Source organism: Actibacterium pelagium (genome assembly GCF_002285415.1).
In the GTDB taxonomy this organism is placed as follows: domain Bacteria; phylum Pseudomonadota; class Alphaproteobacteria; order Rhodobacterales; family Rhodobacteraceae; genus Actibacterium_B; species Actibacterium_B pelagium.
On record NZ_NSBU01000007.1, the window covers coordinates 644,397 to 670,022 of the forward strand.

At 57.4% G+C, this 25,626-nt stretch carries 32 protein-coding genes, 1 tRNA gene and 1 other RNA gene; 26 read left to right on the forward strand and 8 right to left on the reverse strand.

Annotation, left to right across the window (positions count from 1 at the left end; all coding sequences use genetic code 11):
• Positions 1-27: 27 nt before the first annotated feature.
• Positions 28-1,077 (reverse strand): ABC transporter ATP-binding protein, encoded by a 1,050-nt coding sequence (locus tag CLM58_RS12065; RefSeq protein ID WP_095596162.1) that lies wholly within the window; start codon positions 1,075-1,077, stop codon positions 28-30.
• Positions 1,078-1,210: 133 nt separating this feature from the next.
• Between CLM58_RS12065 and CLM58_RS12070 the strand changes: the two genes are divergently transcribed.
• Genes CLM58_RS12070 through CLM58_RS12080 form a run of 3 tightly spaced genes read left to right on the forward strand, consistent with a single transcriptional unit; the run spans position 1,211 to position 3,553 of the window.
• A complete protein-coding gene (locus tag CLM58_RS12070) occupies positions 1,211-2,212 on the forward strand; it encodes a nuclear transport factor 2 family protein (RefSeq protein WP_095596163.1) in 1,002 nt (333 codons plus the stop codon).
• Positions 2,209-3,075 (forward strand): amidohydrolase family protein, encoded by an 867-nt coding sequence (locus tag CLM58_RS12075; protein WP_095596164.1) that lies wholly within the window; start codon positions 2,209-2,211, stop codon positions 3,073-3,075. Before CLM58_RS12070 ends, CLM58_RS12075 begins: the two co-directional genes overlap by 4 nt.
• 13 nt (positions 3,076-3,088) lie before the next feature.
• Positions 3,089-3,553, forward strand: a complete 465-nt coding sequence (locus tag CLM58_RS12080; protein WP_158221906.1) for a thioesterase family protein — start codon at positions 3,089-3,091, stop codon at positions 3,551-3,553.
• Between the two features lie 38 nt (positions 3,554-3,591).
• Here CLM58_RS12080 and CLM58_RS12085 read toward each other — a convergent pair.
• Positions 3,592-3,681: transfer RNA gene (locus CLM58_RS12085), tRNA-Ser, on the reverse strand.
• A gap of 237 nt (positions 3,682-3,918) precedes the next feature.
• Between CLM58_RS12085 and CLM58_RS12090 the strand changes: the two genes are divergently transcribed.
• The 10 genes from CLM58_RS12090 to CLM58_RS12135 all read left to right on the forward strand — a co-directional run bounded on the left by CLM58_RS12090 (position 3,919) and on the right by CLM58_RS12135 (position 12,907).
• The gene (locus CLM58_RS12090) at positions 3,919-5,418 is read left to right on the forward strand and encodes a caspase family protein (protein ID WP_095596166.1); all 1,500 of its coding nucleotides are present in this window, start codon (positions 3,919-3,921) and stop codon (positions 5,416-5,418) included.
• Between the two features lie 16 nt (positions 5,419-5,434).
• Positions 5,435-6,136 (forward strand): hypothetical protein, encoded by a 702-nt coding sequence (locus CLM58_RS12095; RefSeq protein ID WP_143226567.1) that lies wholly within the window; start codon positions 5,435-5,437, stop codon positions 6,134-6,136.
• Between the two features lie 76 nt (positions 6,137-6,212).
• Positions 6,213-7,037 (forward strand): hypothetical protein, encoded by an 825-nt coding sequence (locus CLM58_RS12100; RefSeq protein WP_095596168.1) that lies wholly within the window; start codon positions 6,213-6,215, stop codon positions 7,035-7,037.
• 209 nt (positions 7,038-7,246) lie between these two features.
• A complete protein-coding gene (locus tag CLM58_RS12105; RefSeq protein ID WP_095597088.1) occupies positions 7,247-7,903 on the forward strand; it encodes a 50S ribosomal protein L21 in 657 nt (218 codons plus the stop codon).
• 12 nt (positions 7,904-7,915) lie between these two features.
• Positions 7,916-8,185 (forward strand): 50S ribosomal protein L27, encoded by a 270-nt coding sequence (gene rpmA, locus CLM58_RS12110; RefSeq protein ID WP_095596169.1) that lies wholly within the window; start codon positions 7,916-7,918, stop codon positions 8,183-8,185.
• A 78-nt stretch (positions 8,186-8,263) separates the two neighbouring features.
• A complete protein-coding gene (locus CLM58_RS12115) occupies positions 8,264-8,869 on the forward strand; it encodes a LysE family translocator (protein ID WP_095596170.1) in 606 nt (201 codons plus the stop codon).
• Positions 8,866-9,405, forward strand: a complete 540-nt coding sequence (locus tag CLM58_RS12120; protein WP_095596171.1) for a GNAT family N-acetyltransferase — start codon at positions 8,866-8,868, stop codon at positions 9,403-9,405. The genes CLM58_RS12115 and CLM58_RS12120 overlap by 4 nt, the downstream gene beginning before the upstream one ends.
• A 117-nt stretch (positions 9,406-9,522) precedes the next feature.
• Entirely contained in the window at positions 9,523-10,560 is a 1,038-nt protein-coding gene (obgE, locus tag CLM58_RS12125; RefSeq protein ID WP_095596172.1) for a GTPase ObgE, read from the forward strand.
• Entirely contained in the window at positions 10,548-11,654 is a 1,107-nt protein-coding gene (proB, locus tag CLM58_RS12130) for a glutamate 5-kinase (RefSeq protein ID WP_095596173.1), read from the forward strand. Before obgE ends, proB begins: the two co-directional genes overlap by 13 nt.
• On the forward strand, positions 11,651-12,907 hold the full coding sequence (locus CLM58_RS12135; protein WP_095596174.1) for a glutamate-5-semialdehyde dehydrogenase: 1,257 nt from the start codon (positions 11,651-11,653) through the stop codon (positions 12,905-12,907). Before proB ends, CLM58_RS12135 begins: the two co-directional genes overlap by 4 nt.
• Here the strand turns inward: CLM58_RS12135 and CLM58_RS12140 are convergent.
• Complete coding sequence (locus CLM58_RS12140; protein WP_095596175.1) at positions 12,904-13,479, reverse strand: histidine phosphotransferase family protein; 576 nt, start codon at positions 13,477-13,479, stop codon at positions 12,904-12,906. The genes CLM58_RS12135 and CLM58_RS12140 overlap by 4 nt on opposite strands.
• A gap of 27 nt (positions 13,480-13,506) precedes the next feature.
• Here CLM58_RS12140 and CLM58_RS12145 point away from each other — a divergent pair, with 27 nt between their 5' ends.
• From CLM58_RS12145 to CLM58_RS12155, 3 genes are all read left to right on the forward strand, one after another.
• A complete protein-coding gene (locus CLM58_RS12145; RefSeq protein ID WP_095596176.1) occupies positions 13,507-13,689 on the forward strand; it encodes a DUF3553 domain-containing protein in 183 nt (60 codons plus the stop codon).
• 142 nt (positions 13,690-13,831) lie between these two features.
• Positions 13,832-14,605: a GNAT family N-acetyltransferase gene (locus CLM58_RS12150; protein ID WP_095596177.1), complete on the forward strand. Its 774-nt coding sequence runs from the start codon at positions 13,832-13,834 to the stop codon at positions 14,603-14,605.
• Entirely contained in the window at positions 14,602-15,432 is an 831-nt protein-coding gene (locus tag CLM58_RS12155; protein WP_095596178.1) for a lysophospholipid acyltransferase family protein, read from the forward strand. Before CLM58_RS12150 ends, CLM58_RS12155 begins: the two co-directional genes overlap by 4 nt.
• On the opposite strand, the gene CLM58_RS12160 is transcribed toward CLM58_RS12155, so the two are convergent.
• The gene (locus tag CLM58_RS12160) at positions 15,429-16,121 is read right to left on the reverse strand and encodes a metal-dependent hydrolase (RefSeq protein ID WP_095596179.1); all 693 of its coding nucleotides are present in this window, start codon (positions 16,119-16,121) and stop codon (positions 15,429-15,431) included. The two genes, CLM58_RS12155 and CLM58_RS12160, sit on opposite strands and share 4 nt — an antisense overlap.
• Positions 16,122-16,173: 52 nt before the next feature.
• On the opposite strand from CLM58_RS12160, the gene CLM58_RS12165 reads away from it, so the two are divergent.
• The 8 genes from CLM58_RS12165 to rpmG all read left to right on the forward strand — a co-directional run bounded on the left by CLM58_RS12165 (position 16,174) and on the right by rpmG (position 21,185).
• The gene (locus CLM58_RS12165; RefSeq protein WP_095596180.1) at positions 16,174-16,857 is read left to right on the forward strand and encodes a ceramidase domain-containing protein; all 684 of its coding nucleotides are present in this window, start codon (positions 16,174-16,176) and stop codon (positions 16,855-16,857) included.
• 3 nt (positions 16,858-16,860) lie between these two features.
• Positions 16,861-17,148: an Asp-tRNA(Asn)/Glu-tRNA(Gln) amidotransferase subunit GatC gene (gene gatC / locus CLM58_RS12170; RefSeq protein ID WP_095596181.1), complete on the forward strand. Its 288-nt coding sequence runs from the start codon at positions 16,861-16,863 to the stop codon at positions 17,146-17,148.
• Complete coding sequence (gene gatA / locus CLM58_RS12175) at positions 17,148-18,629, forward strand: Asp-tRNA(Asn)/Glu-tRNA(Gln) amidotransferase subunit GatA (RefSeq protein WP_095596182.1); 1,482 nt, start codon at positions 17,148-17,150, stop codon at positions 18,627-18,629. Before gatC ends, gatA begins: the two co-directional genes overlap by 1 nt.
• Before the next feature lie 42 nt (positions 18,630-18,671).
• Positions 18,672-19,322 carry a hypothetical protein gene (locus tag CLM58_RS12180; RefSeq protein WP_095596183.1) on the forward strand — a complete coding sequence of 217 codons (651 nt, stop codon included), beginning with the start codon at positions 18,672-18,674 and terminating at the stop codon, positions 19,320-19,322.
• Positions 19,319-19,987 carry an N-acetylmuramoyl-L-alanine amidase gene (locus CLM58_RS12185; protein ID WP_229666106.1) on the forward strand — a complete coding sequence of 223 codons (669 nt, stop codon included), beginning with the start codon at positions 19,319-19,321 and terminating at the stop codon, positions 19,985-19,987. The genes CLM58_RS12180 and CLM58_RS12185 overlap by 4 nt, the downstream gene beginning before the upstream one ends.
• Before the next feature lie 11 nt (positions 19,988-19,998).
• Positions 19,999-20,389, forward strand: an RNA gene (gene rnpB, locus CLM58_RS12190) — RNase P RNA component class A.
• A 71-nt stretch (positions 20,390-20,460) separates the two neighbouring features.
• The gene (locus CLM58_RS12195; protein WP_233133111.1) at positions 20,461-20,880 is read left to right on the forward strand and encodes a c-type cytochrome; all 420 of its coding nucleotides are present in this window, start codon (positions 20,461-20,463) and stop codon (positions 20,878-20,880) included.
• A 137-nt stretch (positions 20,881-21,017) separates the two neighbouring features.
• The gene (rpmG, locus tag CLM58_RS12200; protein ID WP_058315632.1) at positions 21,018-21,185 is read left to right on the forward strand and encodes a 50S ribosomal protein L33; all 168 of its coding nucleotides are present in this window, start codon (positions 21,018-21,020) and stop codon (positions 21,183-21,185) included.
• Positions 21,186-21,248: 63 nt separating this feature from the next.
• Here rpmG and CLM58_RS12205 read toward each other — a convergent pair whose 3' ends face one another.
• Complete coding sequence (locus CLM58_RS12205) at positions 21,249-21,698, reverse strand: hypothetical protein (RefSeq protein ID WP_095596185.1); 450 nt, start codon at positions 21,696-21,698, stop codon at positions 21,249-21,251.
• Positions 21,699-21,878: 180 nt separating this feature from the next.
• Here CLM58_RS12205 and CLM58_RS12210 point away from each other — a divergent pair, with 180 nt between their 5' ends.
• The gene (locus tag CLM58_RS12210; protein ID WP_095596186.1) at positions 21,879-22,379 is read left to right on the forward strand and encodes a GNAT family N-acetyltransferase; all 501 of its coding nucleotides are present in this window, start codon (positions 21,879-21,881) and stop codon (positions 22,377-22,379) included.
• A gap of 51 nt (positions 22,380-22,430) precedes the next feature.
• Here CLM58_RS12210 and CLM58_RS12215 read toward each other — a convergent pair whose 3' ends face one another.
• Positions 22,431-23,150, reverse strand: coding sequence for a Bax inhibitor-1/YccA family protein (locus CLM58_RS12215; protein WP_095596187.1), 720 nt, complete (start codon positions 23,148-23,150; stop codon positions 22,431-22,433).
• 146 nt (positions 23,151-23,296) lie between these two features.
• Positions 23,297-23,497 carry a DUF1127 domain-containing protein gene (locus tag CLM58_RS12220; RefSeq protein WP_095596188.1) on the reverse strand — a complete coding sequence of 67 codons (201 nt, stop codon included), beginning with the start codon at positions 23,495-23,497 and terminating at the stop codon, positions 23,297-23,299.
• 123 nt (positions 23,498-23,620) lie between these two features.
• On the opposite strand from CLM58_RS12220, the gene CLM58_RS12225 reads away from it, so the two are divergent.
• Positions 23,621-24,499, forward strand: coding sequence for a LysR family transcriptional regulator (locus tag CLM58_RS12225; RefSeq protein ID WP_095596189.1), 879 nt, complete (start codon positions 23,621-23,623; stop codon positions 24,497-24,499).
• Here CLM58_RS12225 and CLM58_RS12230 read toward each other — a convergent pair.
• A complete protein-coding gene (locus CLM58_RS12230; protein WP_095596190.1) occupies positions 24,483-25,445 on the reverse strand; it encodes an NADPH:quinone oxidoreductase family protein in 963 nt (320 codons plus the stop codon). The two genes, CLM58_RS12225 and CLM58_RS12230, sit on opposite strands and share 17 nt — an antisense overlap.
• Between the last annotated feature and the right edge of the window lie 181 nt (positions 25,446-25,626).

The window sequence follows — 25,626 nt, forward strand, 5'->3', positions numbered from 1 at the left end:
CCCGCCAAGGCGGGAATGAATTTGGGGTCAGTCCCCCAGACGTGCCCCTGTTTGTGCGTCAAACAGGTGGCATTGTTCGGAAGGCACATGGATCGAGACCATGTCCTCGATTTCGGCGCGGTAGCTTTTGTCGGCTTTGACCGAAACCAGCGCGCCGCCGATACGAACGGTGACCATTGTCGCGTCACCCAAAAGTTCCATCGTGTAGATCGGCGCGTTGATCTGGCCGCCGCTGTCAACGACCTGCGCATCTTCAGCCCGGAAGCCCAGAGTTACGGGGCCGTCGGGGGCGCTCAGGTTTTGAATTTCGGTGTATTCAGTGCTGAAAGTGCCGCCGGACATAACGCCCGACATCAGGTTCATCGCCGGGGATCCGATGAAGCTTGCGACGAAGTCATTGGCCGGTTTGTCGTAAATCTCTGTCGGAGAGCCGACCTGCTGGACCACGCCCTGTTTCATGACCACGACGCGATCGGCAAGGGTCATGGCCTCGATCTGGTCGTGGGTCACATAGACGGTGGTGACCGCCAGCTCATGGGACAGGTTCTTGATCTGGGCACGGGTCGATACCCGCAGCTTGGCGTCAAGGTTCGACAGCGGCTCGTCCATCAGGAAAACGTTGGGTTCGCGGACGATAGCGCGGGCGAGGGCGACACGCTGGCGTTGACCGCCGGACAGTTCGGCAGGCTTGCGGTGCAGGAATTCATCCAGTTCGACCATGGCGCTGGCGCGACGGACCTTTTCGTCATGGGTCGAAGGGTCGATGCCGCGAACACGAAGGGGAAAGCGGATGTTTTCGTAGACGTTCAGGTTGGGGTAAAGCGCGTAGCTTTGGAACACCATCGCCACGTCGCGGTCTTTGGGTTCCAGATCATTGACGCGCTGGCCGTCGACCAGAATGTCGCCTTCGGTCGCGTCTTCTAGCCCTGCGATCATCCGCATTGTGGTGGTCTTGCCGCAGCCCGAGGGGCCAAGCAGGACGAGAAACTCTTTATCTGCGATGGTCAGGTCGAAATTGTCGACACCGACAAATGCGCCCCAACGCTTGCTGATGTTGCGCAGCTGGATCTCTGCCATACGGACTCCCCTCCCACCGGAATCGGTTTTGCATACGATTGCAAAAAGGTTAGACTTAGCTGCAACATTTTGGCAAGATAATTTTGCATACGCATGCAAAAAAGTGGTAAGTAACAGAAATAGCGGGAAAAATATGGAAGCGATTCAGGCAGCCAAAGCTGTGGTTCGGGCGCTTTATGCAGGTCTGGACGCGCCGGGCGCAGATCAGGCTGCAGTGCTGCGCCAGCACTGTGTGGACGAACTGACTTGGCGCGGATTTCATCCGTTCAACGAAATCAGGGGGCCAGCGCGGGTCGCGGAAAAGTTTTGGGGCCCTTTGCGGGCAAGCCTGACGTCGTTGCAGCGGCGCGAGGATGTGTTTTTCGCAGGCCTCAATCAGATTGACGGGTTCAACGGTGTTTGGGTTGTGTCCATGGGCCACCTGATGGGCCTGTTCGACAAAGCTTTCGTAGGCATTCCGCCAACTGGCAAGATCGCCATGCTGCGCTATTGCGAGTTCAACCGCGTCGTGGACGGCAAGATCACCGAAACCGCGATGTATTTCGATTTGCCCCACCTGATGGAGCAGGCCGGTATCCGGGCCTTCCCGAAACAGACCGCGCAGCATCTGGTGCAACCCGGGCCAAGGACCCACGGTGGTCTTCTATTTGATGCGCAACCTGCCAGCGAAGGCGAGGCCACCTTGGCGTTGATCAACAGCATGATCACCAATTTGGGACAGTGGAACAGCGGGTTAAGCCTAGAGGACGAATTGCGTCTGGATTGGGCTGAAGACATGCTGTGGTGGGGGCCGACAGGCATCGGGGCGACCTACACCATTCCGCGCTATGCAAAGCAACATTCCGGCCCGTTCCGTGCCGCCTTTTCCGATCGGGAAAAGACGTCCCATATCGCCCGACTGGCCGAAGGGAACTTTGGTGGATTCTTTGGCTGGCCCAATTTCACGGCCCGACTAACCGGAGAGTTCATGGGTCATCCCGCCACCGGAAAACGAGGAGAGTTTCGGGTTATCGATATCTATCGCCGTGACGGGGACAAGCTGGCCGAGAACTGGATCTTCATCGACCTTCTGCATTTCTGGAAATCGCAGGGTGTCGACATCTTGGCGCAATTGCAGGACGGTACTCTGACATGATTGATGCCCATCACCACCTTTGGGATCTTGGTGCCGTCAACTATCCGTGGCTGATGGCCAAAGGGGTTGAACGGTTCTTCGGCGATCCAACCCCGATCCAGCGCAACTATCTGATCGATGAGTTCCGGCGCGATGCTAGGGCCCAGGGGGTTTCGTCGTCGGTCCATATTCAGGTCGGTGCCGAAGATGGGTTGGCCGAAGCGAAATGGGTTCAGTCGGTGGCCGAGGCCACCCCGGATTGGCCGATGGCTCAGGTCGTTTTTTGCGACCTAACGGCGTCGAACCTTGAGGCCCAGCTTGACGCCTTTCAAGAGTTGCCCTCCGTCCTTGGCGTTCGTCAGATCGTTGGACGTGCGCCGGGTGAAGACGCGGTGACCGGCACCAATGACCTGCTGGATGATCCAAGGTTTGCCGATGGTCTGCGGCTGGCCGGGGGCAGGGGCCTTTCCTTTGATCTGCAACTCATCCCCGAACTGATGGACAAGACAGCCCGGGTGCTGGAAGCCGCGCCGGAAACCAAGGTCGCCTTGTGTCATGCTGGCAGCCCGCATGACCGCACGCCGCAGGGCCTTGCGGATTGGGCAAAGCGCTTGCGCGCCTTGTCCGATCTGCCCCAGGTGACGTGCAAGCTGTCAGGTTTGGGGATGTTTCAGCATAACTGGAGCACGGAAGACTTCCGCCCGATCATCGAAACCTGTCTAGAGCAATTCGGACCCGACCGATGCATGTTCGGATCGAACTTCCCGGTCGACAGTCTTTATTCCGACTACGCCACTTTGGCACGGGCGCACCTGTCCATTGTGCCGGAAGAGATGCATCGTCAGGTGTTCCATAACACTGCCGCCACGTTTTATGCGCTGTAAGCCCGAGGTCCTGATGAGCGAGACTTTCCTCTACGAGACAGAGATCCACCCTGACTGGATTGATTACAATGGCCACATGCGCGACGCATTTTATGGTCTGGTCTTCAGCTTTGCGGTGGATTCATTCCAAGACGAGGTCGGCTTTGACGAGGCCTATCGCAAGCAGACCGGATGCACGATCTACCTGCTGGAAGAGCACAAATATTACCTGAAAGAGGTCAAGGTCGGCGACCGCGTCAGGGTGGAAACCGTGGTTCTGGGAAGTGACCAGAAACGGTTCCACCTTTATCTGCAGATGATCCACAATGGCGAACCCGTCGCCATTTGCGAGTTCATGTTGCTTCATGTGAACCAACACCCGACCCCACATGCAGAGGCGATGCCGTCAGAGATTGCTGACAGGCTGGCCCGGGCAAAGGCGGCAGCTATTCAAGATATTCCATTTCGTTCACGTTTGATGGCGTTGAAGCAGCGCTGAGAGCAAAAACGAACTGGGAAGTGGTATCTGGGGAATTATGGCGGAGAGACAGGGATTCGAACCCTGGGTACCCGTGAAGGTACAACGGTTTTCGAGACCGCCCCGTTCGACCACTCCGGCACCTCTCCGCGTGGGGGGCTGAATATGGTCATGGGCTGCCGGGTGCAAGAGAGAAATTATTCAAACTGCCAGAAATCTGCACATGCCTGCCATCAAATACTCACCCGCGACAGATTTTCCCTTGAAAACACAGACGATTGTCTGTCGTCTGACACATGAATTCGATGTTGGGGTCATAGAGTGACTTGGTATATCATCGAGTCAGATGGACGGGCAGGCTGAGGCCCGAAAGCAGGAGGTGGGGCGTGTCGAAGCTTTTTCGGCTAATCGCGATCTGTATGTGTGTTGTGTCGGCGTCTGGCGTTCAGGCGGCAGAGCGGATTGCGTTGGTGATCGGTATGGCGAATTACCAGCATATCTCTACATTGAAGAATACCGCCAATGACGCACAGATGATTTCCTCGGTCCTTGAAAGGATCGGGTTTGAGGTCACGACCGTTGTGGATGGTGGGTTTCAAGACCTGCAAAGGGCGCTGAGCACCTTCAGTTTCGAAGCCGAGACGGCCGATCTGGCACTTATCTATTATGCGGGCCATGGGATTGAGGTGCAGGGAGAGAACTTTCTTGTCCCCGTAGATGCTAATGTTCGATCAAACCGAGACGTGCAAAGACAGTCCATTTCTCTGAAAGGTCTGATGAACACAGTGGAACGAGCCCGCAAAATGCGGATCGTGATCTTAGACAGTTGCCGCGACAACCCGTTTGGCGATGCGCTGGATTCGATTGAGACTGTTCAGGCCGAGACGGGTCAGACTGACACCACGCGCGGGGGCGGGGGCGGGTTGGCGCCTGCGGATCCGGAGCGCGGTACCCTTGTGTCTTTTGCCGCGCGTGATGGCAATGTCGCGCTGGACGGCGAAGGCAACAACAGCCCCTTCGCTTTGGCATTGGCCGACAAACTGGCCCAACCAGGGTTGGAGATCAGCCTGATGTTCCGTCAGGTGCGTGATCAGGTTCTTTCAGCCACGGCTAACCTGCAAGAGCCGCATACCTATGGTTCTTTGTCAGGGACACCGTTCTATTTGGCGGGCCCAACTGACAGTCAACTGACCGCCGGTATCGAGGATCGTTCAAAGGTCTGGTCGGAAATCCGGCCCGAGCAGCAGTTGCAATTGGCCGCTTTGGCGCAGGATGGCGATACCCGGTCAATGCTGGGTATGGCCTATATGCGTATGAACCCCGAACAAGAGGGCTATGATCCCGCGCAGGCCGTTGACTGGTTGGCGCGCGCAGCCGAAGCCGGTTCGGCAGAGGCGCAATTCGAACTGGCGAAGCTTTACGAAACCGGCATCGGGGTCGCTCAGGATGACGCCAAGGCCTTGGACCTGTATCGGCAAGCCGCGGATCAGGATTTTGCTGATGCGATCAATGATCTTGGGTTCCTTTATTATCAGGGCGGCGTTGGCCTGCCGCAGGATCCTTTGACAGCACTGAAATTCTTTGAACGCGCAGCCGATCTGCGTCACCCGCAGGCAATGTTCAACTTTGCCGCTTTGATTGATGACGGTATTGTGGATGGCAAATCCGCAGGGGACGCGGCGCGCTATCTTTACGATGCGCTGCGTACGGGCTCTCAGGATGTGTTGAATATTCTGACAGAACGCCCGACGATGTTTAACGACGCCACGCGCAAGGCCTTGCAGGCCAAGCTGGCAGAGAATGAATTTTATTCCGGCGGTATCGACGGAGATTTTGGTCCGGGCACTCAGCGGGGGATCCGCAAGGCCTATGGGCTTGAAGAATGATTGACGGAGGAACCCTATGAAAACCATTTCCGCAGTTTCCGTATTGGCGTTGGGGATGCAAAGCGTTTGGGGAACCCCTGTTTTTGCATCTCCTGTTCTGCCGACACCAACGCTTGAGGGTGTTTCCGGCAGTACGTACCAGATCGAATGCCATGATGGCTTTGACAGTGAAACGGAAGAAGGATCGATCAATCCTATCTTGCGTGGAGTGGAAAAGCTTTACTTCGCGGGGTGTGATGACACCACGGGTGACGATAAGCCGACCTCACCGAAAGAAACTCGTGAAGTTACACGGTCTATTGAGACGGTGAATGACCGGTGCGATGACGTTCCACTGCGGCTTCGGATTGATTGTATCGCGCAGCGATATGAAATCCTCGCGCAATCCCCGGACCTGACGGGCGAGTATTCCGAAGTGCAGGAAGCACTTCAGTCCGCAGCAAGCCGCCTTCGGGCCTTGGCGGAGGAAGCCGGTGAACCGGGTGGCGCCAAAGAGCGCCTGACGGTAGAGCGTAATGGCAAAGCCACCCCGGTGGGTCGTCCGCTGACGCCGACCAGCCCCGCCAAGCAGGCAGAGGCATTTGCAGCCGCGATCCAGATCATCGAAGAGACAGAGACTATGTTGCTGCGCTCTGCCGGGACCTCGAAGCGTCGTCAGGTCAGCTACCAGCGGATCGCGCAGGCGATGGGTTCCAACAAAGTCCTTCTTCGTTCTTGATCTGGCGAAACAAATTCGGGGCTATGCCGCAAGCCTTACTTTGGTTAGGTTTGCGTAAATATTCTGAATTTGTGACATGAAACGCCTTTTTGTTTTCCTTCTTAGCTTTCCCTTGTGGGTGTCGGCCGCGACGGCCGGGGCTGAAGAGAAGTTTGACCAGCTTTATCGCGCATTGAACCTGCCGGAACTGATCGCTGTGATGCGGGTGGAAGGTTTGGAATATGCCGAAGAGATCTCGGAAACCTTGTTGCAGGGCAGGGTGATCGACGATTGGGGTGGCATGGTCGAGGTTATTTATGATCAAACCCGGATGGAGGATGAACTGCGTGCCGAGATGACCGCTCGGATGCAGGACGCGGACTTTGATGCGTTGCTGGGCTATTACGTTGGCGGGGCCGGAGAAGCCATCGCCAAGGCAGAGTTGGACGCGCGTCAGGTTTTATTGTCGGAAGAGGCCGAAGCCGAAGCGCATTCTCTGGTAGACCACATGCGTCAGGTCGAAGACCCACGCTTGGAAATGCTAGAGCGTCTGGAGTATCTGAACCACCTGATCGACCGCAACGTCACCAGTGCGCTGAATTCCAGCTATGAATTCTACTATGGCCTGATCGACAGCGGAGCGATCCCAGGCGGTATGTCTGAAAGCGACGTGTTGCGCGAGGTTTGGGCGCAGGAACCGGAAATTCGTCAGGAAGTTGATCGTTGGATCTGGGCCTATCACGCCATCGCGTACGAGGATCTTACGGATGACGATGTTTTGGGCTACATCGCCTTTTCCAAGACCGAAGAGGGCAAAGCGTTGTTTACAGTCCTGTTTGAAAGCTTTGACACGGTTTTCCGCAGGATTTCCCGCGAATTGGGCCTGACCACAGGTGGCTTTTTGGTTTCGGAAGAGATTTAAGAGCTCGATTGCCATGAAACCCTGTGTAAACAGGTGTTAAGGGTTGACAGCTTCACGGAAATCAGTGACACAGCGCGCCTCTGGGCGCAGTGCGTTCAGGGATTCTGTGTAATGACGTCCCAAAGGGGCGCGCTGTTCGAGGCGCCGGAAACGGCATAACACTGTCACAGACAGGGCCACAGGACGCGGGCAAAGAGAAGGAAGACCGAATGTTTGCGGTCCTGAAAACAGGTGGCAAGCAATACAAAGTACAGTCTGGTGACGTACTGCGTGTTGAGAAACTGGCCGCCGAGGCGGGTGAAACCGTCCAATTCAACGAAATTCTGATGGTAGGTGCCCAGGTTGGCGCGCCGACCGTTGATGGCGCTGCTGTTCAGGCAGAGGTTCTGGACCAGATCAAAGGTCCGAAGACCATCAACTTTGTCAAACGTCGTCGTAAGCACAGCTCGAAGCGCACCAAGGGCCACCGTCAGCAACTGACAGTCCTGCGCGTCACCGACATCCTGGAAAAGGGTGGTGACAAATCGGGCGTGAAAGCGGCTGTTGGCGCGGGTTCGGTTGCGGCTGTTGCTGCTGTTGCCGCTGCTCCGGCCAAGAAAGCTGCGCCGAAAGCGGAAGCCAAAAAGGCAGCGCCTAAGAAGGCAGCCAAGGCAGAAGCACCGGCAGGCGCCGACGATCTGAAAAAGCTGTCGGGCGTTGGCCCCGCACTTGAGAAGAAACTGCTGGACGCAGGCGTGACCTCGTTCGCACAAATCGCGGCATGGACCGAAGCGGACATCGCCGAGTTTGACGAGAAACTGTCGTTCAAAGGCCGGATCGAGCGTGAAAACTGGGTCGAACAGGCTAAAGAACTGGCTAAAGGCTAAGGAGAGACTGGAATGGCACATAAAAAAGCTGGCGGTTCATCCCGTAACGGTCGCGACTCAGCTGGTCGTCGCCTTGGTGTTAAGAAATTTGGTGGTCAGGCAGTGATTCCGGGCAACATCATCGTGCGTCAGCGCGGTACCAAGATGTGGCCGGGCGAAAATGTCGGCATGGGCAAAGATCACACCATCTTTGCGACTGCAGAAGGCGCCGTCAAATTCCACAAAGGCCTGAAAGGCCGTACCTTTATTTCGGTTCTCCCGGTGGCGGAGGCCGCTGAGTAAGCCGAAACCTCAAGGTTTAAAGTTTTAGGGGGATCGGCGAAAGCCGGTCCCTCTTCTCGTTTCACGAAAGGCCCAGTGATGGGTGTTGCAATTGGATCATTTCTGCTGTTCGCGGCGTCGCAAATTGGGACGCCCGGACCCGCCAATATGGCGCTGCTTGCCACCGGTGCGCGGTACGGGTTTCGGCCTGCGCTGCCGTTTGTTACAGGTGTCGCGCTAGGCAAGCAGCTGGTGATCTGGCCGGTCGGTTTTGGCCTGCTGGCTCTTGCCCAATCCGTGCCTTTTTTGTTTGAAACACTGAAATGGGCGTCGGCTGCCTATATTTGCTGGCTGGCGTGGCGGGTCGCGAACATGCGTTTGAATGTTGGCGAAGCCGCACAGAAAGCACCGGGTTTCTTAGCCGGGCTGATCGTGCATCCGCTAAATCCCAAGGCCTGGGCCATGATCACGGCCGGGTTCACAAATTTCGTGAGCCCGGACACCCCGGTCTTGTATGCAACGGCGGTGATCGCCATCTGTTTTTTGTCGTGTCAGGTAATCCTGCACCCGCTGTGGGTCTTTGGAGGAGAAAGACTAGCAGCGACCGTTTCCGGGACAACGGCAGAGCGTTATTTGATGTGGGCCTTGGCGGCCTTAACCGTCGCCAGCGTCGCGTATGTGCTTTTCGGAGGAGGGAAGGCATGAAATTAGATACAATTATAAATCAGCCCTCAATAGAGGCAGAGCGGTTCGTACTGCGCCCTGTGCGCAAGTCTGATGCGGGTCTTTTGAACATGTATGCTGGCGATGAACGCGTGGCGCGGTTTACGCGCTCTATTCCGCATCCTTTGCCCCCGGGCGCGACCGAGGCCTTTATTGGCCGTGCACAGTCGCCCGAGCGGACAGAGGACGTCTGGGTTATGGACGGCAGCGCACAAGGTCTTGGAGAGGTCATGGGAACCATCGCGCTGGCGCGTATGGACCGTGACCAATCAGAGATCGGTTACTGGGTCGCGCCGGGTCTGTGGAACAGCGGCGTGGCGTCTGAAGCCGTGCAAGCGCTGTTGGCAGCCAACCCTCAGGGCAGCAAGACCATCTTTGCCGAGGTGTTTCAGGACAACCCGGGGTCTGCCCGTGTGCTGACCAATGCTGGTTTCGAATATATTGGCGATGCCGAGACGTTCTCGATCGCGCGCAACGCTCAAGTACCCACCTGGACCTACCTGAAGAAACTGCCATGACACCGGCAGGCGCAGCATTGCGCCTGTCTTTCCTGCAACGCGCCCGCTAAGCTCGCTTGAGTTAGGGCGCGTTTCGTTTTATCGCCTGCCCATCTTAAGTCGCGAAAGCTGAAAACCATGAAATTCCTCGATCTTGCAAAAGTTTACATCCGCTCGGGAAGCGGGGGGAACGGCTGCGTCAGCTTCCGACGCGAAAAGTATATCGAATACGGTGGTCCCGATGGTGGGGACGGCGGTAAAGGCGGCAGCGTGATCGCCGAAGCGGTCGAGGGTCTGAACACCCTGATCGACTTCCGGTATCAGCAGCATTTCTTTGCCAAGAACGGGCGTCCCGGGATGGGCGCACAGCGTACTGGGGCAGGGGGTGATGATATCATCCTGCGGGTCCCCGTCGGCACCGAGATCCTAGATGAAGATCAGGAAACCATCCTTGCCGACCTGACCGAGGTCGGGCAGACCGTTCTGCTGGCCAAGGGCGGCAACGGTGGCTTCGGTAACCTGCACTTCAAAACTGCGACCAACCAGGCACCCGGCCGCGCGAACCCCGGTCAACCCGGTGTCGAGCGCACGATTTGGCTGCGGCTGAAGCTGATTGCCGATGCGGGCCTTCTGGGTCTGCCGAATGCGGGCAAGTCGACTTTCCTTGCGGCAACATCTAACGCGCGCCCCAAGATTGCGGATTATCCGTTCACCACGCTGCACCCCAACCTTGGGGTTGTTGGTGTTGACGGCGCTGAATTCGTCGTGGCCGATATTCCGGGCCTGATCGAGGGCGCATCCGAGGGCCGTGGTCTGGGTGACCAGTTCCTTGGCCATGTGGAGCGCTGCGCGGTTCTTCTGCACCTTGTGGACGGTCTGAACGACGATTTCGTCGAAGAATACAAAACCATCATCGGAGAGCTTGAAGCCTATGGCGGAGAGTTGGCCGAGAAGCCTCGTGTCACTGTTCTGAACAAAATCGACGCGATGGACGAGGAAGAGCGTGCCTTGCGTAAGGCGGAATTGGAAAAGGCCGTCGGCGGCCCCGTTCTTCTGATGTCTGGCGTCAGTCAGGAAGGCACGGTTGATGTGCTGCGGGCTGTTCGCGCAGAGATTACTGAAGATCGTCTGCGTATGAAAAAGGCCGAAGAGGAGCCCGACACGTGGCAGCCCTAAAGGACGCAAAACGTCTGGTCGTAAAGATCGGGTCGGCCCTGCTGGTGGATCGGAACACCGGTACGTTGCGGTCCGGTTGGTTGCGAGCGCTTGCTCAGGACATTGCGATGATCCGGGCACGCGAAACCGATGTTGTTTTGGTGTCCTCGGGCTCCATTGCTTTGGGGCGCGGTATTCTGGGCCTGCCGATGGGCGAATTGGCTTTAGAGCAATCTCAGGCTGCGGCCGCCACGGGTCAAATCCGTTTGGCGCGTGCCTATGAAGAGGCGCTTAGCCCTCATGACATCACAACCGCGCAAATTCTGACGACCCTTGAAGACAGCCAAAATCGTCGCCGCTATCTGAACACGCGCGCGACGATCGAACAGCTTTTGTCCCTTGGTGTGGTGCCCATCGTGAACGAGAACGACACGATCGCCACCGATGAAATCCGCTATGGGGACAATGATCGGCTTGCCGCGCAGGTGGCGGCAACGATTGGGGCGGATCAGCTGGTTCTGCTGTCCGACGTGGATGGGCTTTACACCGACAATCCCGCATCAAACCCTGATGCGACGCGCTTCGATACGGTTGAAGAAATTACCCCCGAGATTGAGGCGATGGCCGGTGACGCAGGCTCTGGCCTGTCGCGCGGTGGCATGAAGACCAAGGTCATGGCGGCAAAGACCGCTGTTGCCGCAGGATGCGCAATGGCGATCACCGAAGGGTCGGTCGAACGCCCATTGCTGGCGCTTGAACTGGGGGCGAACTGCACGTGGTTCTTGCCCAAGGACGACCCGCAAGCCGCGCGCAAACGTTGGATTGCCGCGATGAAGTCGAAGGGCGCGATCACGGTCGACCAAGGCGCCGTAACCGCCTTGATGAAGGGTAAGTCGCTTTTGCCCGCCGGGATCACCTCTGTGACCGGACGTTTCGAACGCGGCGACCCGGTCAAAGTTCTGGACCCGTCGGGCAATCAGCTTGCCTCGGGCCTGTCACGATACACTTCGGATGAGGCCGCCCGGATCAAGGGCCACCACAGCCGTGACATCGAAGCGGTGCTGGGCTATCCCGGTCGCGCCGCGTTAATTCACAGGGACGATCTGGTGCTATGAAAGATTTGGATAATATCCCCGAACTGATGGCTGAAATCGGCGCGAAGGCAAAAGCCGCCGCCGCAGAACTGGCCTTTGCCGCACCAGAGGCGAAACAGAAAGCGCTAGAGGCAGCAGCCGATGCCGTTTGGACGCGCCGGGACGAGATCATCGCCGCAAACGCCAAGGATCTAGAGTTTGGCCGTAACAAAGGTCTGTCGGACGCGATGATGGACCGCCTGATGCTGGACGAATCCCGCATTCAGGGCATTTGCGACGGGCTGCGTGCCGTGGCTGATCAGGACGACCCTGTTGGGGCCGTGATGTCAGAGTGGGATCGCCCCTCTGGCCTGCATATCAAGCGTGTACGCACACCGCTTGGCGTGATCGGTGTGATCTATGAAAGCCGTCCGAACGTGACTGCAGATGCAGGCGCTTTGTGCCTGAAGGCGGGCAACGCTGTGATCTTGCGCGGAGGCTCCGAGAGCTTTCATTCGTCGGGTCTGATCCATGACTGCCTTCAGGATGGTTTGCGGGCTGCAGGTCTGCCCGAGGATGCAATCCAACGCGTGCCGACTCGCGACCGCGCGGCCGTCAGCGAAATGCTGACCATGACCGACTATATCGACGTGATCGTTCCCCGTGGTGGTAAAGGCCTTGTCGGGCTGGTGCAGCGCGAGGCGCGTGTGCCTGTCTTTGCGCATCTGGAAGGCATTGTACATGTCTATGTCGATGCCGCGGCAGACCCCCAGAAGGCGCTGAATGTTGTGCTGAACGCCAAGACCCGTCGCACCGGGATCTGTGGTGCCGCAGAGTGCCTGCTGATCCACCGTGATATCGCCGATAGTTTGGGGCAGGACCTAATCAATGCACTAATCGAGGCCGGTGTCGAAGTGCGCGCGGGTGAAGGCCTGTCTGGTTCTGTTGCTGCAACGGACGAGGATTGGGGTAAGGAATACCTGGACTCGATCATCGCCGCGAAGATTGTGGACGATGTGCAGGGCGCGATTGCCCACATTCGCCAGTACAGCTCCAGTCACACAGACTGCATCCTGACCGAGGATGATGCGGCTGCCGAGTTGTTCTTCGAACGGCTCGACAGTGCGATCCTGATGCGCAATGCCTCGACCCAGTTTGCAGATGGCGGAGAATTTGGCATGGGGGCCGAGATCGGTATCGCGACCGGCAAGATGCATGCGCGCGGCCCCGTCGGGGCCGAGCAATTGACCAGCTTCAAGTATATCGTCGAAGGCGACGGAACGACCCGTGCTTAAAAGTTGATCGTGGTCTCTCGGTCGCCTTTGGTGACCGAGAGGGTTCGGCCAGCGGCTTTGACAGCGATCGGAAACAGGCTGTTCTGAACGTCTGCCGGGTCGGCTGCTGTGATAGCCTCGAAAGACAGGGAACGGATGTCGCCAGTGGCGTGCAGTGTCCAGCGATCCTCCTGAAAAGTCAGCCTGATGTCACCGCCGCGGGGTAGGGCCCTTTCCAGACACATCAGGCCAAGAAGCGCCGCCTTGGCCGATCTGCGGTCAATCTGGGTCGGCAGATTCTGCCGCACACGGATACGCCCCTCGCCATAGCAGTCATTCAGCGCGCGCCCGATTTCGATCCCGGAAACGCTGGATTCGGATGCGGCCTGACCAAAGGCGATCCGATACAGGCTGATCTGTGCGTTCGCCTTCTTGACGCTATCCTGGATCAGGGCGAACTCTGGCCCAAAGGAAGAGGCGTCATGCGACATCAAAAGCAGCTCTAACCCATTTCCAATTGCCCCGATTGGGCTGATAAGGTCATGGCAAATGCGCGAACTGACCAGCGCGCTTAGATCTTCAGCCGATTTCATGCGGCACCTGTGGAAAGGATACCGGGAATGACCAGTTTGAATTCGATGCTAGAGCCTGGGATGCTGGTACGACACCCAGACCAACCCGACTGGGGGCTGGGCCAAGTCCAGTCGAATATCAACGGGCGCATCACGGTGAATTTCCAGGAACAGGGCAAGGTGGTCATTGATGGTTCCAAAGTTGCTTTGACGCCTGTATTTACGTCTTAGGGTTGTTAGAAGGTCAAGACCTGTCACAGCCTGCTTAACGGCAGGTTAATTCGGTCTTTTACTTGGATCTGTCAGTTTTGTTGCAAAGGGTCGCGGACCTGAATAGATACGCGGCAAACAAATGCAGGACGAGTAAGCCAAGATGATCGCGGCGGATGACCATTTCAAACTGAAGCTGGCCGAGACCCCGGACGAGCTGAAGGCAGCACAGCGCCTGCGCTATGAGGTCTTCGTGGAAGAGCTGGGCAGTGACGGCGAGTTGGTCGATCACGAAGCGCGGCTTGAGAAAGACGCCTACGATCCGTTCTACGACCATCTGCTGTTGTTGGATGAAAGTCGCCCGTTCGATATGCAGGTCGTCGGGGTGTATCGTTTGTTGCGACAAGAACAGGCCGAAAGGATTGGTCAGTTCTATACCGAAAGCGAATTCGACCTGACTCCGATCAAATCCTCTGGGCGGCGCTTGCTGGAACTGGGGCGGTCTTGCCTGCATCGCGACTATCGCGGTGGGATGGCGATGCACCATATTTGGAACGGGATCGGCGATTACGTCCTGAAGCACGAAATCGAGATCCTGTTCGGTGTGGCCAGCTTTCATGGCACGGATGTGCAGGCTTTGGCGCAGCCGCTGTCTTTCCTGCATCACAACCATCTGGCACCGGAAGATATGCGCGTCACTGTTCTGGCGGATAATGGCGTGGCGATGGATGTACTGCCCGTTGATCAGGTGGACCGCCGCGAAGCGATGCTGGCAACGCCCGCTTTGATTAAGGCTTACCTGCGAGTTGGCGGGTTTGTGGGGCAGGGCGCCTATGTCGACCACGCGTTTAATACCGTGGACGTGTGCCTTCTGATGGATACAGAGCGTATGACCGCCAAGGCCAAGGCGCGCTATACTCAAGGGGCCGGACTGTGACCACGACTTGGGAATCCGAAACACCCCCGATCGAGCCACGGATCAAAGGCTTCGACTGGGTTAGGGTTGTATGGCGTGGTGTGACGCTTGGGATCGTGACCTTTGGCTGTCTTGGGCTACTGCTGCTGGTCCGTTTGATTGAGCGGCCGATATTCGGCCTTCGGCGTCCGATCACCCCATATATCACTCAGTTCGTCTGCCGGATGGCCTTCGTCATCCTGCGCATCCCGTACAAGACCACGGGTCAATTGATGAAAGAGCCGGGGGCGGTCGTGGCAAACCACGTGTCGTGGCTGGATATTTTCACGCTGAATGCCCGTAAGCGCATCTATTTCGTTTCGAAATCAGAGGTCGCAAGCTGGCCGGGTATCGGTTGGTTGGCACGTGCCACGGGCACCGTCTTTATCGCCCGTGATCGTCGCGAGGCGAAGGCTCAGACGAAGCTTTTTGAAGACCGCCTTCACGCCGGCCACAAACTGTTGTTCTTCCCCGAAGGAACCTCTACCGACGGCCGTCGGGTGATAACCTTCAAGCCGACCTTGTTTCAGGCGTTCATGCTGCCGCCACTGAAGGAAGAACTGCACATCCAGCCGGTTACCGTCGTTTATCGCGGAACCGAGGAAGACCCGCGTTTCTACGGTTGGTGGGGAGAGATGGAATTTGGCGGTAACCTGCTAAAGGTTCTGGCCGCCAAGAAACAGGGTTCGGTCGAGGTGATCTACCACAAACCTGTCGCGGCCGCCGATTTTGCTGACCGCAAGGAGATCGCCAAATATTGCGAAGAGACCGTACGCAGTGGTCTCCCCGCGGATTGGCCGGATTACTAGATCTCGATTGGATCCAGAACCTCTGGTTCAATCACGTTGACACCTGACAATGCGTTTTTCAGTTCCGCGGCTGACTGTTCCAGCAGCGGGAAAGTGCGATAGTGACAGGGGATCACCGTCTTGAAGTCGAAGAAGGTCGTCGCCGCATAGGCCGCGCGTTTCATATCCATCGTGAAATGGCCGCCTGCGCACAGGATGCCGATATCGGGGGCATGTAGATCGTTGAAAATCTTCATGTCGGCCATGACATCTGTATCGCCCGAGAAATAGATCGTGTGCCCTTCACCCGAAATCATGAACCCGGCCTCTGCGCCCGAATAAATCGGCCCATTCGCACCGCTGATCGAGGATGAATGCGCCGCGTTCACCATGGTCACATTCACATCGCCAAGCGCGACAGTGCCGCCCTTGTTGAAACCAACAGTCTGAACGCCTTCGGTTTCCTCCCACCAGCTCATCAGGTCGTAAATCCCGACAAGAGGGGCGTTTAGCTCTTTCGACAGCGCCAGTGCATCGCCTGAATGGTCGCCGTGGCCATGAGATATCAGGATATGAGTGGCCCCTTGGACGGCCTCTGCGCGTTTGCTTTCGGGAAACATCGGGTTGCCCGTCAGCCAGGGATCAACAAGCAACACCTGATCGCCGATTTCGATCCGAAACCCGGAATGTCCAAGCCAAAGAATTCGCATTTCCGAAAAACTCCCTAAGTGTATTCTGCGCGTCGTAACGAGAGGGTAGCACGTGGATCCGTTTGAACAAATTGATGCTTATTGCGAAAGGCTGGGGCCGGGGCTTTGGGCAGAGCCGATCAATGCGGTGACCAATCTGGCCTTCATGGTCGCTGCGGTCTTGGTGTGGCGACAGGCCCGTCAGGCGCCGCTTGGCGCCGCGCTTTGCGTCACGCTTTTCTTGATCGGCGTCGGTTCGGGCCTGTTTCACACCTTGGCGACGGCGTGGTCGGCGACGGCTGATGTGATCCCGATCCTGATATTCGTGCTGATCTACCTGTTTGCGATCGTGCGCGACATGATGGGCCGCCCGACATGGCAAGCGGTCGCTGCCGTGGTGGGCTTCTTCCCCTATGCGGCCCTGACCGTCCCAATATTTTCACAGCTTGGGGTCTTGGGAAGCTCGGCCGGGTATATGCCCATCCCGTTGGGGATTGTCATCCTGTCGGCCCTGATGTGGCGGCAAAGCCCGCAGACAGCGAAGGGGATGCTGATCGGCGTAGCGATTCTTGGCGTCTCGCTGACCTTCCGTACGATTGATGAACCTTTGTGCGGATCGCTGCCAATTGGCACACATTTCCTCTGGCATATCCTGAATGCGGTGATGCTGGGCTGGATGATCCTTGTCTATGCAAGACACAAGCCTTGCAGCCCTCGCACGGCGGGGCTAAACCCAAGCCCGACCAAGACGGAGTAACCCATGTCTATCGACATCGACACAGCCCGGAAGGTGGCGCATCTGGCGCGCATCGCCGTGGACGAAAGTGACCTGCCCGCACTGGCTGGCGAGCTGTCCAATATCCTGACCTTCATGGAGCAGCTGAACGAAGTTGACGTTGAGGGTGTAGAGCCCATGACCTCGGTCACGCCCATGCGCCTGAAGCGGCGCGAGGACGTTGTGACCGATGGTAACTATCAAGACAAAATCCTGTCGAACGCGCCGGACGCGCGTGAAGGCTTCTTTGCGGTTCCGAAGGTGGTGGAATAATGGCTGATCTTTCGAAACTGACCATCGCTGACGCGCGCGACAAGCTGCGTGCCGGTGACGTATCCGCGGTTGAGCTGACCAAAGACTGTCTGGCCGAAATCGAAGCGGCGGACGCTTTGGGTGCTTTCGTGCACAAGACACCCGAGATTGCGCTGGAACGCGCCGCAGCGGCAGACGCCCGCATTAAGGCCGGTGACGCCCCCGCCATGTGCGGTATCCCGATTGGTATCAAAGACCTGTTCTGCACCAAGGGTGTGGAAAGCCAGGCGGCCTCGGCCATTCTGGAAGGCTTCAAGCCCGAGTATGAATCGACCGTAAGCCAGAACCTGGCTGACGCCGGTGCGGTCATGCTGGGCAAGCTGAACATGGACGAGTTCGCCATGGGCAGCTCGAACGAAACTTCGACCTATGGAAACGCGGTTAACCCGTGGAAGATCGACGACCGTGAACTGACACCGGGCGGCAGCTCGGGCGGGTCGGCCTCGGCCGTTGCGGCAGACCTGTGTCTGGCAGCAACCGGTACCGATACAGGTGGGTCTATCCGCCAGCCTGCGGCCTTCACCGGCATCGTTGGGCTAAAGCCGACCTATGGCCGTTGTTCGCGTTGGGGCGTTGTCGCCTTTGCGTCGTCGCTGGATCAGGCTGGTCCGATGACCAAGACCGTGCGCGACGCTGCCATCATGATGGAATCCATGGCCAGCCATGACCCGAAGGATTCGACCAGCGCCGAGCTGGCGGTTCCGAATTTCGAGGCGATGCTGACCGGCGACATCAAAGGCAAGAAGATCGGGATCCCGAAAGAATACCGCATGGACGGTATGCCCGAAGAGATCGAACAGCTTTGGGCCGACGGCACCGCGATGCTGAAAGATGCAGGCGCCGAGATCGTCGATATCTCTCTGCCGCATACCAAATACGCGCTGCCTGCCTATTACGTGATTGCCCCGGCAGAGGCGTCTTCGAACCTTGCCCGCTATGATGGTGTGCGCTACGGCCACCGCGCCAAACTGGCGGCAGGGGACGGCATCGTCGAGATGTACGAGAAAACCCGCGCCGAAGGCTTCGGCCCCGAGGTTCAGCGCCGTGTCATGATCGGCACCTATGTGCTGTCTGCGGGCTTCTATGACGCCTATTACAACCGCGCCCGTAAGGTTCGTGCCCTGATCAAGAAAGACTTCGATGATGTCTTCGCGGCAGATGTCGATGCGATCCTGACCCCGGCGACCCCGTCCGCGGCCTTTGGTCTTGGCGAGATGAAGGATGCTGATCCGGTTCAGATGTACCTGAACGACGTTTTCACCGTTACCGTGAACCTTGCTGGTCTGCCCGGTATCTCGGTTCCAGCCGGTCTGGACAAGCAGGGTCTGCCGCTTGGTCTGCAACTGATTGGCCGTCCGTGGGAAGAGGGTGATCTGCTGAACACCGCCTATGCACTTGAGAGCGCGGCTGGTTTTGTTTCCAAGCCGTCCAAATGGTGGTAATCTCGCCCGCGAGATAAAAAGAAGACAGAGCAGAGGTCCATCATGCGTATCGCGATTGGAATTGCCTTGGCAGTTGGTCTGGCCGGCTGCGTGCAGGAAACCTATTACCAGAATGGTGTGGGTTTCGGTTCTTATGAAGAGTACATTCAGGCGCGTGAAAACCGTGAGGCCAGCTTGGCCGGGAACAATATCTCAGTCGAGCAAACTGTATTGCCACCTGTCGGCGGCGAAACGGCACCCGCAGAGGTGCAGGTTGCCCAAGCAGAAACTGCGGCACCTGTGATCACGCCGTCGACCGACAACCCCGGTATTTCGGACGAGCAGGATTTCGAAGCTGTATCGTCTCGTGAGACCATTGAAAGCGACCGCGAACGGCTTGCAGCACAGCGTGAAACCTATGTTCAGGTAGAGGCAACCGCTTTGCCAAGCCGATCAAGCTCGAACCGTCCGAATATCGTGAAATACGCGTTGGATACCAACAACAACGTTGGTCAGAAGATTTACACCCGGGCCAACCTGCGTGGGGCGTCTGCGTCAGAGCGGGCCTGCTCGCGCTTCAATTCGGCAGATCTTGCGCAGGAAGAATTCCTTGCGTCTGGTGGCCCGAAACGAGACCGCAAAAATCTTGACCCCGATGGGGACGGGTTTGCCTGTGATTGGGATCCGCGCCCATTCCGCTTGGCGGTGCAGTGACCCCATACCCTTCGCCGAATTTCGGTGAGCGGCGGGGCGGCTCGCTGCCCTGCCTGATTGTTCTTCACTATACAGCGATGGAAACCGCACAGGCCGCGTTAGAGCGCCTGTGTGACCCCGTGGCCGAGGTTTCGGCCCATTACCTGATCGATGAGCGTGGAGAGGTGTTTAGCCTTGTGCCGGAAGAACATCGTGCTTGGCATGCCGGGGCAGGGGCTTGGGGCCCGATCACGGATGTGAACAGCTATTCCATCGGTATAGAGCTTTCCAACTATGGCGCGCATCCGTTTCCCGAACCCCAGATGGCGGCGTTAGAGGATTTGCTTCCGCAGATCATGGATCGTTGGGCCATTCGCCCGGAACAGGTGATTGGCCATTCCGATATGGCGCCAGATCGCAAGTTTGATCCGGGTCGTAGGTTTGATTGGCGTCGTTTGGCCGAAGAAGGCCTGTCTGTCTGGCCAGAGCATGGCGAGGACGCTGACTTTCATCAATCAGCCACCACCTTCGGATACGCCGTTAAGGGCCGGGAAAAGGCTGTGCTGGACGCCTTTCGGCAACGCTTTCGTCCGTATGCCAGCGGGCCATTAGACGCCTCAGACCGCGCGCTGATGGCTGATCTGGCGCGCCGCTTTCCCGTTGACCGTAGCGACATCAGCACCTAAATCAGCCAAGCGCGGATGACCGGATGGCCGCGGAGGGGAACCTTCGAGGAAAGTCCGGACTCCATGAAGCAATGGTGCCGGGTAACGCCCGGCCGGGGAAACCCGAGGGAAAGCGCCACAGAGAACAGACCGCCACCAAACGGGTCGCGCAAGCGATACCACTTGGGGGTAAGGGTGAAACGGTGGGGTAAGAGCCCACCGGGGGGCTGGTAACAGACCCCGCATGGCAAGCCCCACCAGGAGCAATGCCGAATAGGGGCCTCGTGCGGTACGCCGCAGGGACGCTTCAGCCCAGAGGCCCGGGTTGGCAGCTAGAGCACGTCGGCAACGGCGCGCCCAGAAGAATGGTCATCCAAGGGGGCAACCCCTGGACAGAATCCGGCTTACAGGTCATCCGCGCTTGACCTTCCCCTATGGGAACCTTTCAAAGTCTGACCGGACAAAAAGGGAGCGTGCATTTGGAACGTAGAGTTGTGGCAGGACTGGGTGCCTTGGCAGGGGCCGCGGTGCTTGGGGTTTGGATTCTGTTGACGGACGACGGGAAACCCGATGATGCAGTTGCTTCTGGCCCTGTCGTGCTTGCCAACGTGGCTGTGCCAGCATCACTGTCCGCAAATGCCCAGATTGGCGAAAAGGCGTTCAATTCCCGCTGTATCGCCTGCCACGGCCCCAACGCTTCGGGAATCGATGGGGCGGGGCCTCCGCTGATTCACAAGATTTATGAGCCTAGCCACCACGGCGACGAAAGTTTTCAGCGTGCTGTTGCAGTTGGTGTCCGATCTCATCACTGGCGGTTTGGCGACATGCAGCCGCAAGACGGATTTTCACGGGCTGATGTGACTTATATCATCGCCTATATCCGCGAGTTGCAGCGCCACAACGGGATTAACTGATCCTGCCGTCGGGTTTTTCCGTTTGAGAGGCGGTTTTTACAGATAGCTGGTTGACTTCGCGCCCCCTGCAAGTAAAAGGCGGACTTCAAGGAATTCTACGGACTGCGATTTGTGGTCCGCCTGACGGAGATGACAAAATGGCGAAGCCTACCACAATCAAGATCCGCCTGAACTCGACCGCGGGCACCGGCCACTTCTACGTGACCAAGAAGAACGCTCGCACCATGACCGAGAAAATGGTGGTCAAGAAATACGACCCCGTCGTGCGCAAGCATGTGGAATACAAAGAAGGCAAAATCAAATAAGCCTTCTGGTCTTACGACCTTTCAGGGCCGCGCAGAAGCGCGGCCTTTTCTTTTTGGGCTTTGCTATTCGAACATGCTGCCGAGGTTTTCCAGTACGCTGATCAGCAGTGCTATCCCGCAGATCAGCATCGCCAGCCAAAACACATACTGCGCCATGAAAGCGGATACCCCAAAGCCTACGGCCATGTAGGGTAGGCGGTGCGGCTCGTTTTGGTAAAGGCCCAGCCCACCCAATACAATCGCCCCACCCGCAGCACACAGCGCCAGAATCGTCACGATACGTCCGGTGCTGATTGCGGGCTCTGGTGTTTCGGGCGTTGCTTGGCCGGTCAGAGCATTCTTGGCAGAGTTCTTGATGTCGGCGGCAAGCTCTCCGATGATCTGGCCGGTGCTTTTGGGGTCCGGTTCAAACAGGGCCGAGATTTGGACAAAGATTGCCAGCAGGCTGATCACGCCCAGAAAGAAGCCAATCAAACCAAATTTTGCGCGGGTGTTTCGGGACGTCTCGACCATGCTATTTCCCTGCAAGAATATCTTTAAACATCGAGCCAAACCTACTGATGCCAATTGAAGCGCGTCAAGTTCTCCAAAGCCTAGGAAGGCGTGTCGAGAAGGTTGTCGCTTCGACTGCGCCGTTTAATGGTCGGGCGATCAGGCCTTTTCATTTCGGCTAGGACGTCCATCTTATTTGGTATGGATGGTTTTGAGATCAGAGTCGCAACGCAAAGGGATATCGCCCCGATCGATGTCCTGCTGTCCCGTAGCTATCCTATCTTGCTGAAACCGGATTACCCGCCGTCCGTTCTGGTGACGGCGCTGCCGTTGATCAGCAAGGCCAACCCAAACCTGATCACTTGCGGAACCTATTATGTCGTCGAGGACGCAGACGGGGTCGTTGGGGCTGGTGGATGGACTTTTGCAGCACCGACAGGGCATCAGCCACGTAGGGGCCGGGGCAACATCCGCCACGTTGTGACCGATCATCTGAAGCTTCGCCAAGGCGTTGGTCGGGCTCTGATGCAGAGGATTTTTGAAGAGGCGGCTTCTGCGGGGGCAGAGTGGCTGGACTGCTTGTCTACAAGAACCGCGGTTCCGTTCTACCAGTCGTTGGGCTTTCGCCCGATGGGTGAAGTCAGTATCGACCTGAGGCCCGGTATCACGTTTCCCTCGGTGCTGATGGAACGCGCCCTGTAACGAAAAAGGCCGGCTGTGAAGCCGGCCTTTGGTATTCGTATCTGCGCTTGGTTACTCGCGATTGCCGAGGAACTGCAGCAGGAACATGAACAGGTTGATGAAGTCCAGATACAGGTTCAATGCACCCATGATCGCCGACTTCGCCAGCCACTCTTCATCCATCGCATGTGCGTGCTGGATGTAGTCGGTTTTGATCTTCTGCGTGTCATACGCGGTCAGCGCCGCGAAGATCAGAACGCCGATGGCCGAGATCGCGAACATCATTGCAGGCGACTGCAGGAAGATGTTGACGACCGATGCGATGACCAGACCGATCACACCCATGATCAGGAACGAACCCCAACCAGAAATGTCTTTCTTGGTGGTGTAGCCCCACAGGCTAAGCCCTGCGAAGGCTGCCGAGGTGATCAGGAAGGTCTGTACGATCGACACACCGGTGAAAACCACGAAGATGTAGCTGATCGAAATGCCCATCACGGCCGAGAAGGCGTAGAAGAATAGTTGTGCTCCGGCGGCCGACAGGCGGTTGATCATTGCGCCAAAGGCGAAAACCATGATCAGCGGCGCGAACATGACAAGCCACTTCAGCGGTGTGCCGAAGACGGCCATGACCAGCTGGTCGCTGGTGCCAATCGCCCAGGCTGCCAGTGCGGTGACCAGCAGGCCAACCGACATGGTGCCGTATACCTTGTTCATATGGGCGCGCAGGCCCTCGTCGATCTGTGCGGTGCGCGTCTCGGCCCCTGCGCGGATCGTGTTAAAGTCAGCCATCAATGCCTCCTTGCATTTGCGTTTTCCACGGCTTTCATAAGAAAAGCCGCCCTTAGCGCAAATATTGGCTAGGACGGCTTCTTTTTCAAGGTTTTCTGTGGCGAGTTTCGGGAAGATTTCACCAAATTTTGCAACGCAGTAGCGCCTTAGACGTCAGACCAAAGCGACTTGCGGCTTTCGACGGCCACATCTTCGCGGCTTAGGCCAAGATCTTTCAACAGGTGAGCGTCCAAACGCTGCAGGGCGCGGCGCTGGCGATAGACCTCTAGTGCCGAAAAGGCGCGCTGAAGCGGGTTGTGCGACGACCGAAGGGCTGCGCGATGTGAAAGCTGAACCGAGTTTTGCATGTCTCTCTCCTTCAAGGTTTGTCGTGGATCGGTGTTGTTCCATCAATTTCCTTGATTGATATGCGGGATTGTGTTTCATTTATCAAACGAATGGTTCTTATACCTATCATCAGGATTTGTGATATGCCCCGAAACCTAGATCTGACCTCTCTTCGCTCGTTTGTCACCGTGGCGGAAACCGGTGGTGTCACCCGTGCTGCCGGGTTCTTGAACCTGACCCAATCAGCGGTGTCGATGCAGTTGAAACGTCTTGAGGAAAGTCTGGGTGTTTCACTGCTGGATCGCAGTTCGCGTCAGATTGCCCTGACCTCGTCAGGCGAGCAGTTGCTGAGCTATGCGCGCAAGATGATCGAATTGAATGATGAGATTTACGGGCGGCTTACAGACCAGAAATACGAAGGCGAAATCATTTTGGGTGTGCCGCATGACATCGTCTATCCGGTGATCCCACAGGTTCTACAGCGCTTTAATGCAGAGTTTCCGCGGATGAAGGTGCAGCTGATTGCGTCCTATACCACCGGCCTGAAAGAGCAGTTCTCGCGCGGGGAGGCCAACATCATCCTGACGACTGAGAACCAGATCGACGGAAACGGAGAAGTTCTAACATCAATCCCGCTGCGTTGGGTCGGGGCTCCTGGAGGCTCTGTTCAGAAGCAAAGCCCGGTTCCAGTGGCGCTTGGCCGTAATTGCCGGTTCCGTCCCGTTGCGATTGCGGCTTTGGATTGTGAGGATCTGGGCTGGGAGATGATTATCGACACAGAGTCGGACCGCAGCATCGAAGCCACGGTCAGCGCTGATTTGGCCATTACCGTGATGCTGGAGGGCACAGAACCCGCGCAGCTTCAATTGCTGCCCGTTGGTCACGGATTGCCCGATCTGCCCATTCAGAACGTCGGTCTTTATGTGAGTGAGAGCGATGACACCCCGACCACGCGCCTGGCAGAGCTTATCCGCCAAGGCTATGACAACATGCAGATGACCCCACTTAGGGCAGTTGGATAACCACCTTACCGGTAGACCGGCGGGTTTTGAGCATATCCAACGCCTCGGGCGTTTCGTCAAAAGGTAAAATGTGACCAATCGGGGGCTTCAGGCCCCCGTCTTTATACCAGTCGAACAGCTGCGCCATGCTGTCGGTCAGGACTTGGGGGCGGAACTTCAGGTAACCACCCCAGTATAGTCCGAGCATTGAGACATTTTTTACCAGCAAATGGTTTGGCTTGATCACTGGTGGGCGACCGCTGGCGAAGCCGATGATCAGAATGCGGGCTTCTGGTTTGCAGGCTCGGAAGGCTGTTTCGCAAAGCTCTCCACCAACGGCGTCATAGATGACGTCCACGCCGCCAAGGGCCTTCAACTCGCCACGCAGGTCTTCGGTCTCGCTGTCGATCACGTGATCTGCACCAGCGGCTTTGGCGACGGCCAGTTTGTTGGCGCCGCGTGCGCAGGCGATAACGGTCGCACCCATGCGTTTGCCGATCTCCACGGCGGTCAGTCCGACGCCACCCGCGGCGCCCAGAACCAGAAGCGTCTCGCCGAGCTGCAGCTTTGCCTTATGATCCAGTGCGACATGGCTGGTGCCGTAAGCGACCTGAAAGCCGGCGGCCTCGGCCATAGTCATCTGGTCGGGCAGGGGGATGCAGCGGTCTGCCGGAAACGCGCCGTATTCCGCCAGACCCCCAGACCCGCCAAAGACCGCAACACGCTTGCCTTCCAGCGCAGGATCGACGTTCTCACCAACGGCCACAACAGTGCCCGCGACCTCAAGTCCAGGGACGAATGGTGGCGTCGGTGTCTCTTGGTATTTCCCCTCTAGCATGAGCAGGTCGGCGAAATTCAATCCGCATGCACCGATTCTTAAGAGCACTTCGTTTTTATCGGGAGCAGGCCGCTCGATCTCCATGAAATCGGGTGGGGATTCGAAACTTGTGACGCAGAACGCTTTCATTTGGTGCTCCTTTTGACGGACACTATTTCGCTAAGCGCGAAGCATCCAGAGCGAATTGGGGACAGGACGCCGCAGGTTATTGCAAAATGCAAAACAATTTATGCGTGTAAGTTGCAAAATGCAAAACATGACCCTACGTAAGGGTTATTAACTGGTACTTTGTAAGTTTTATGATGGTGTT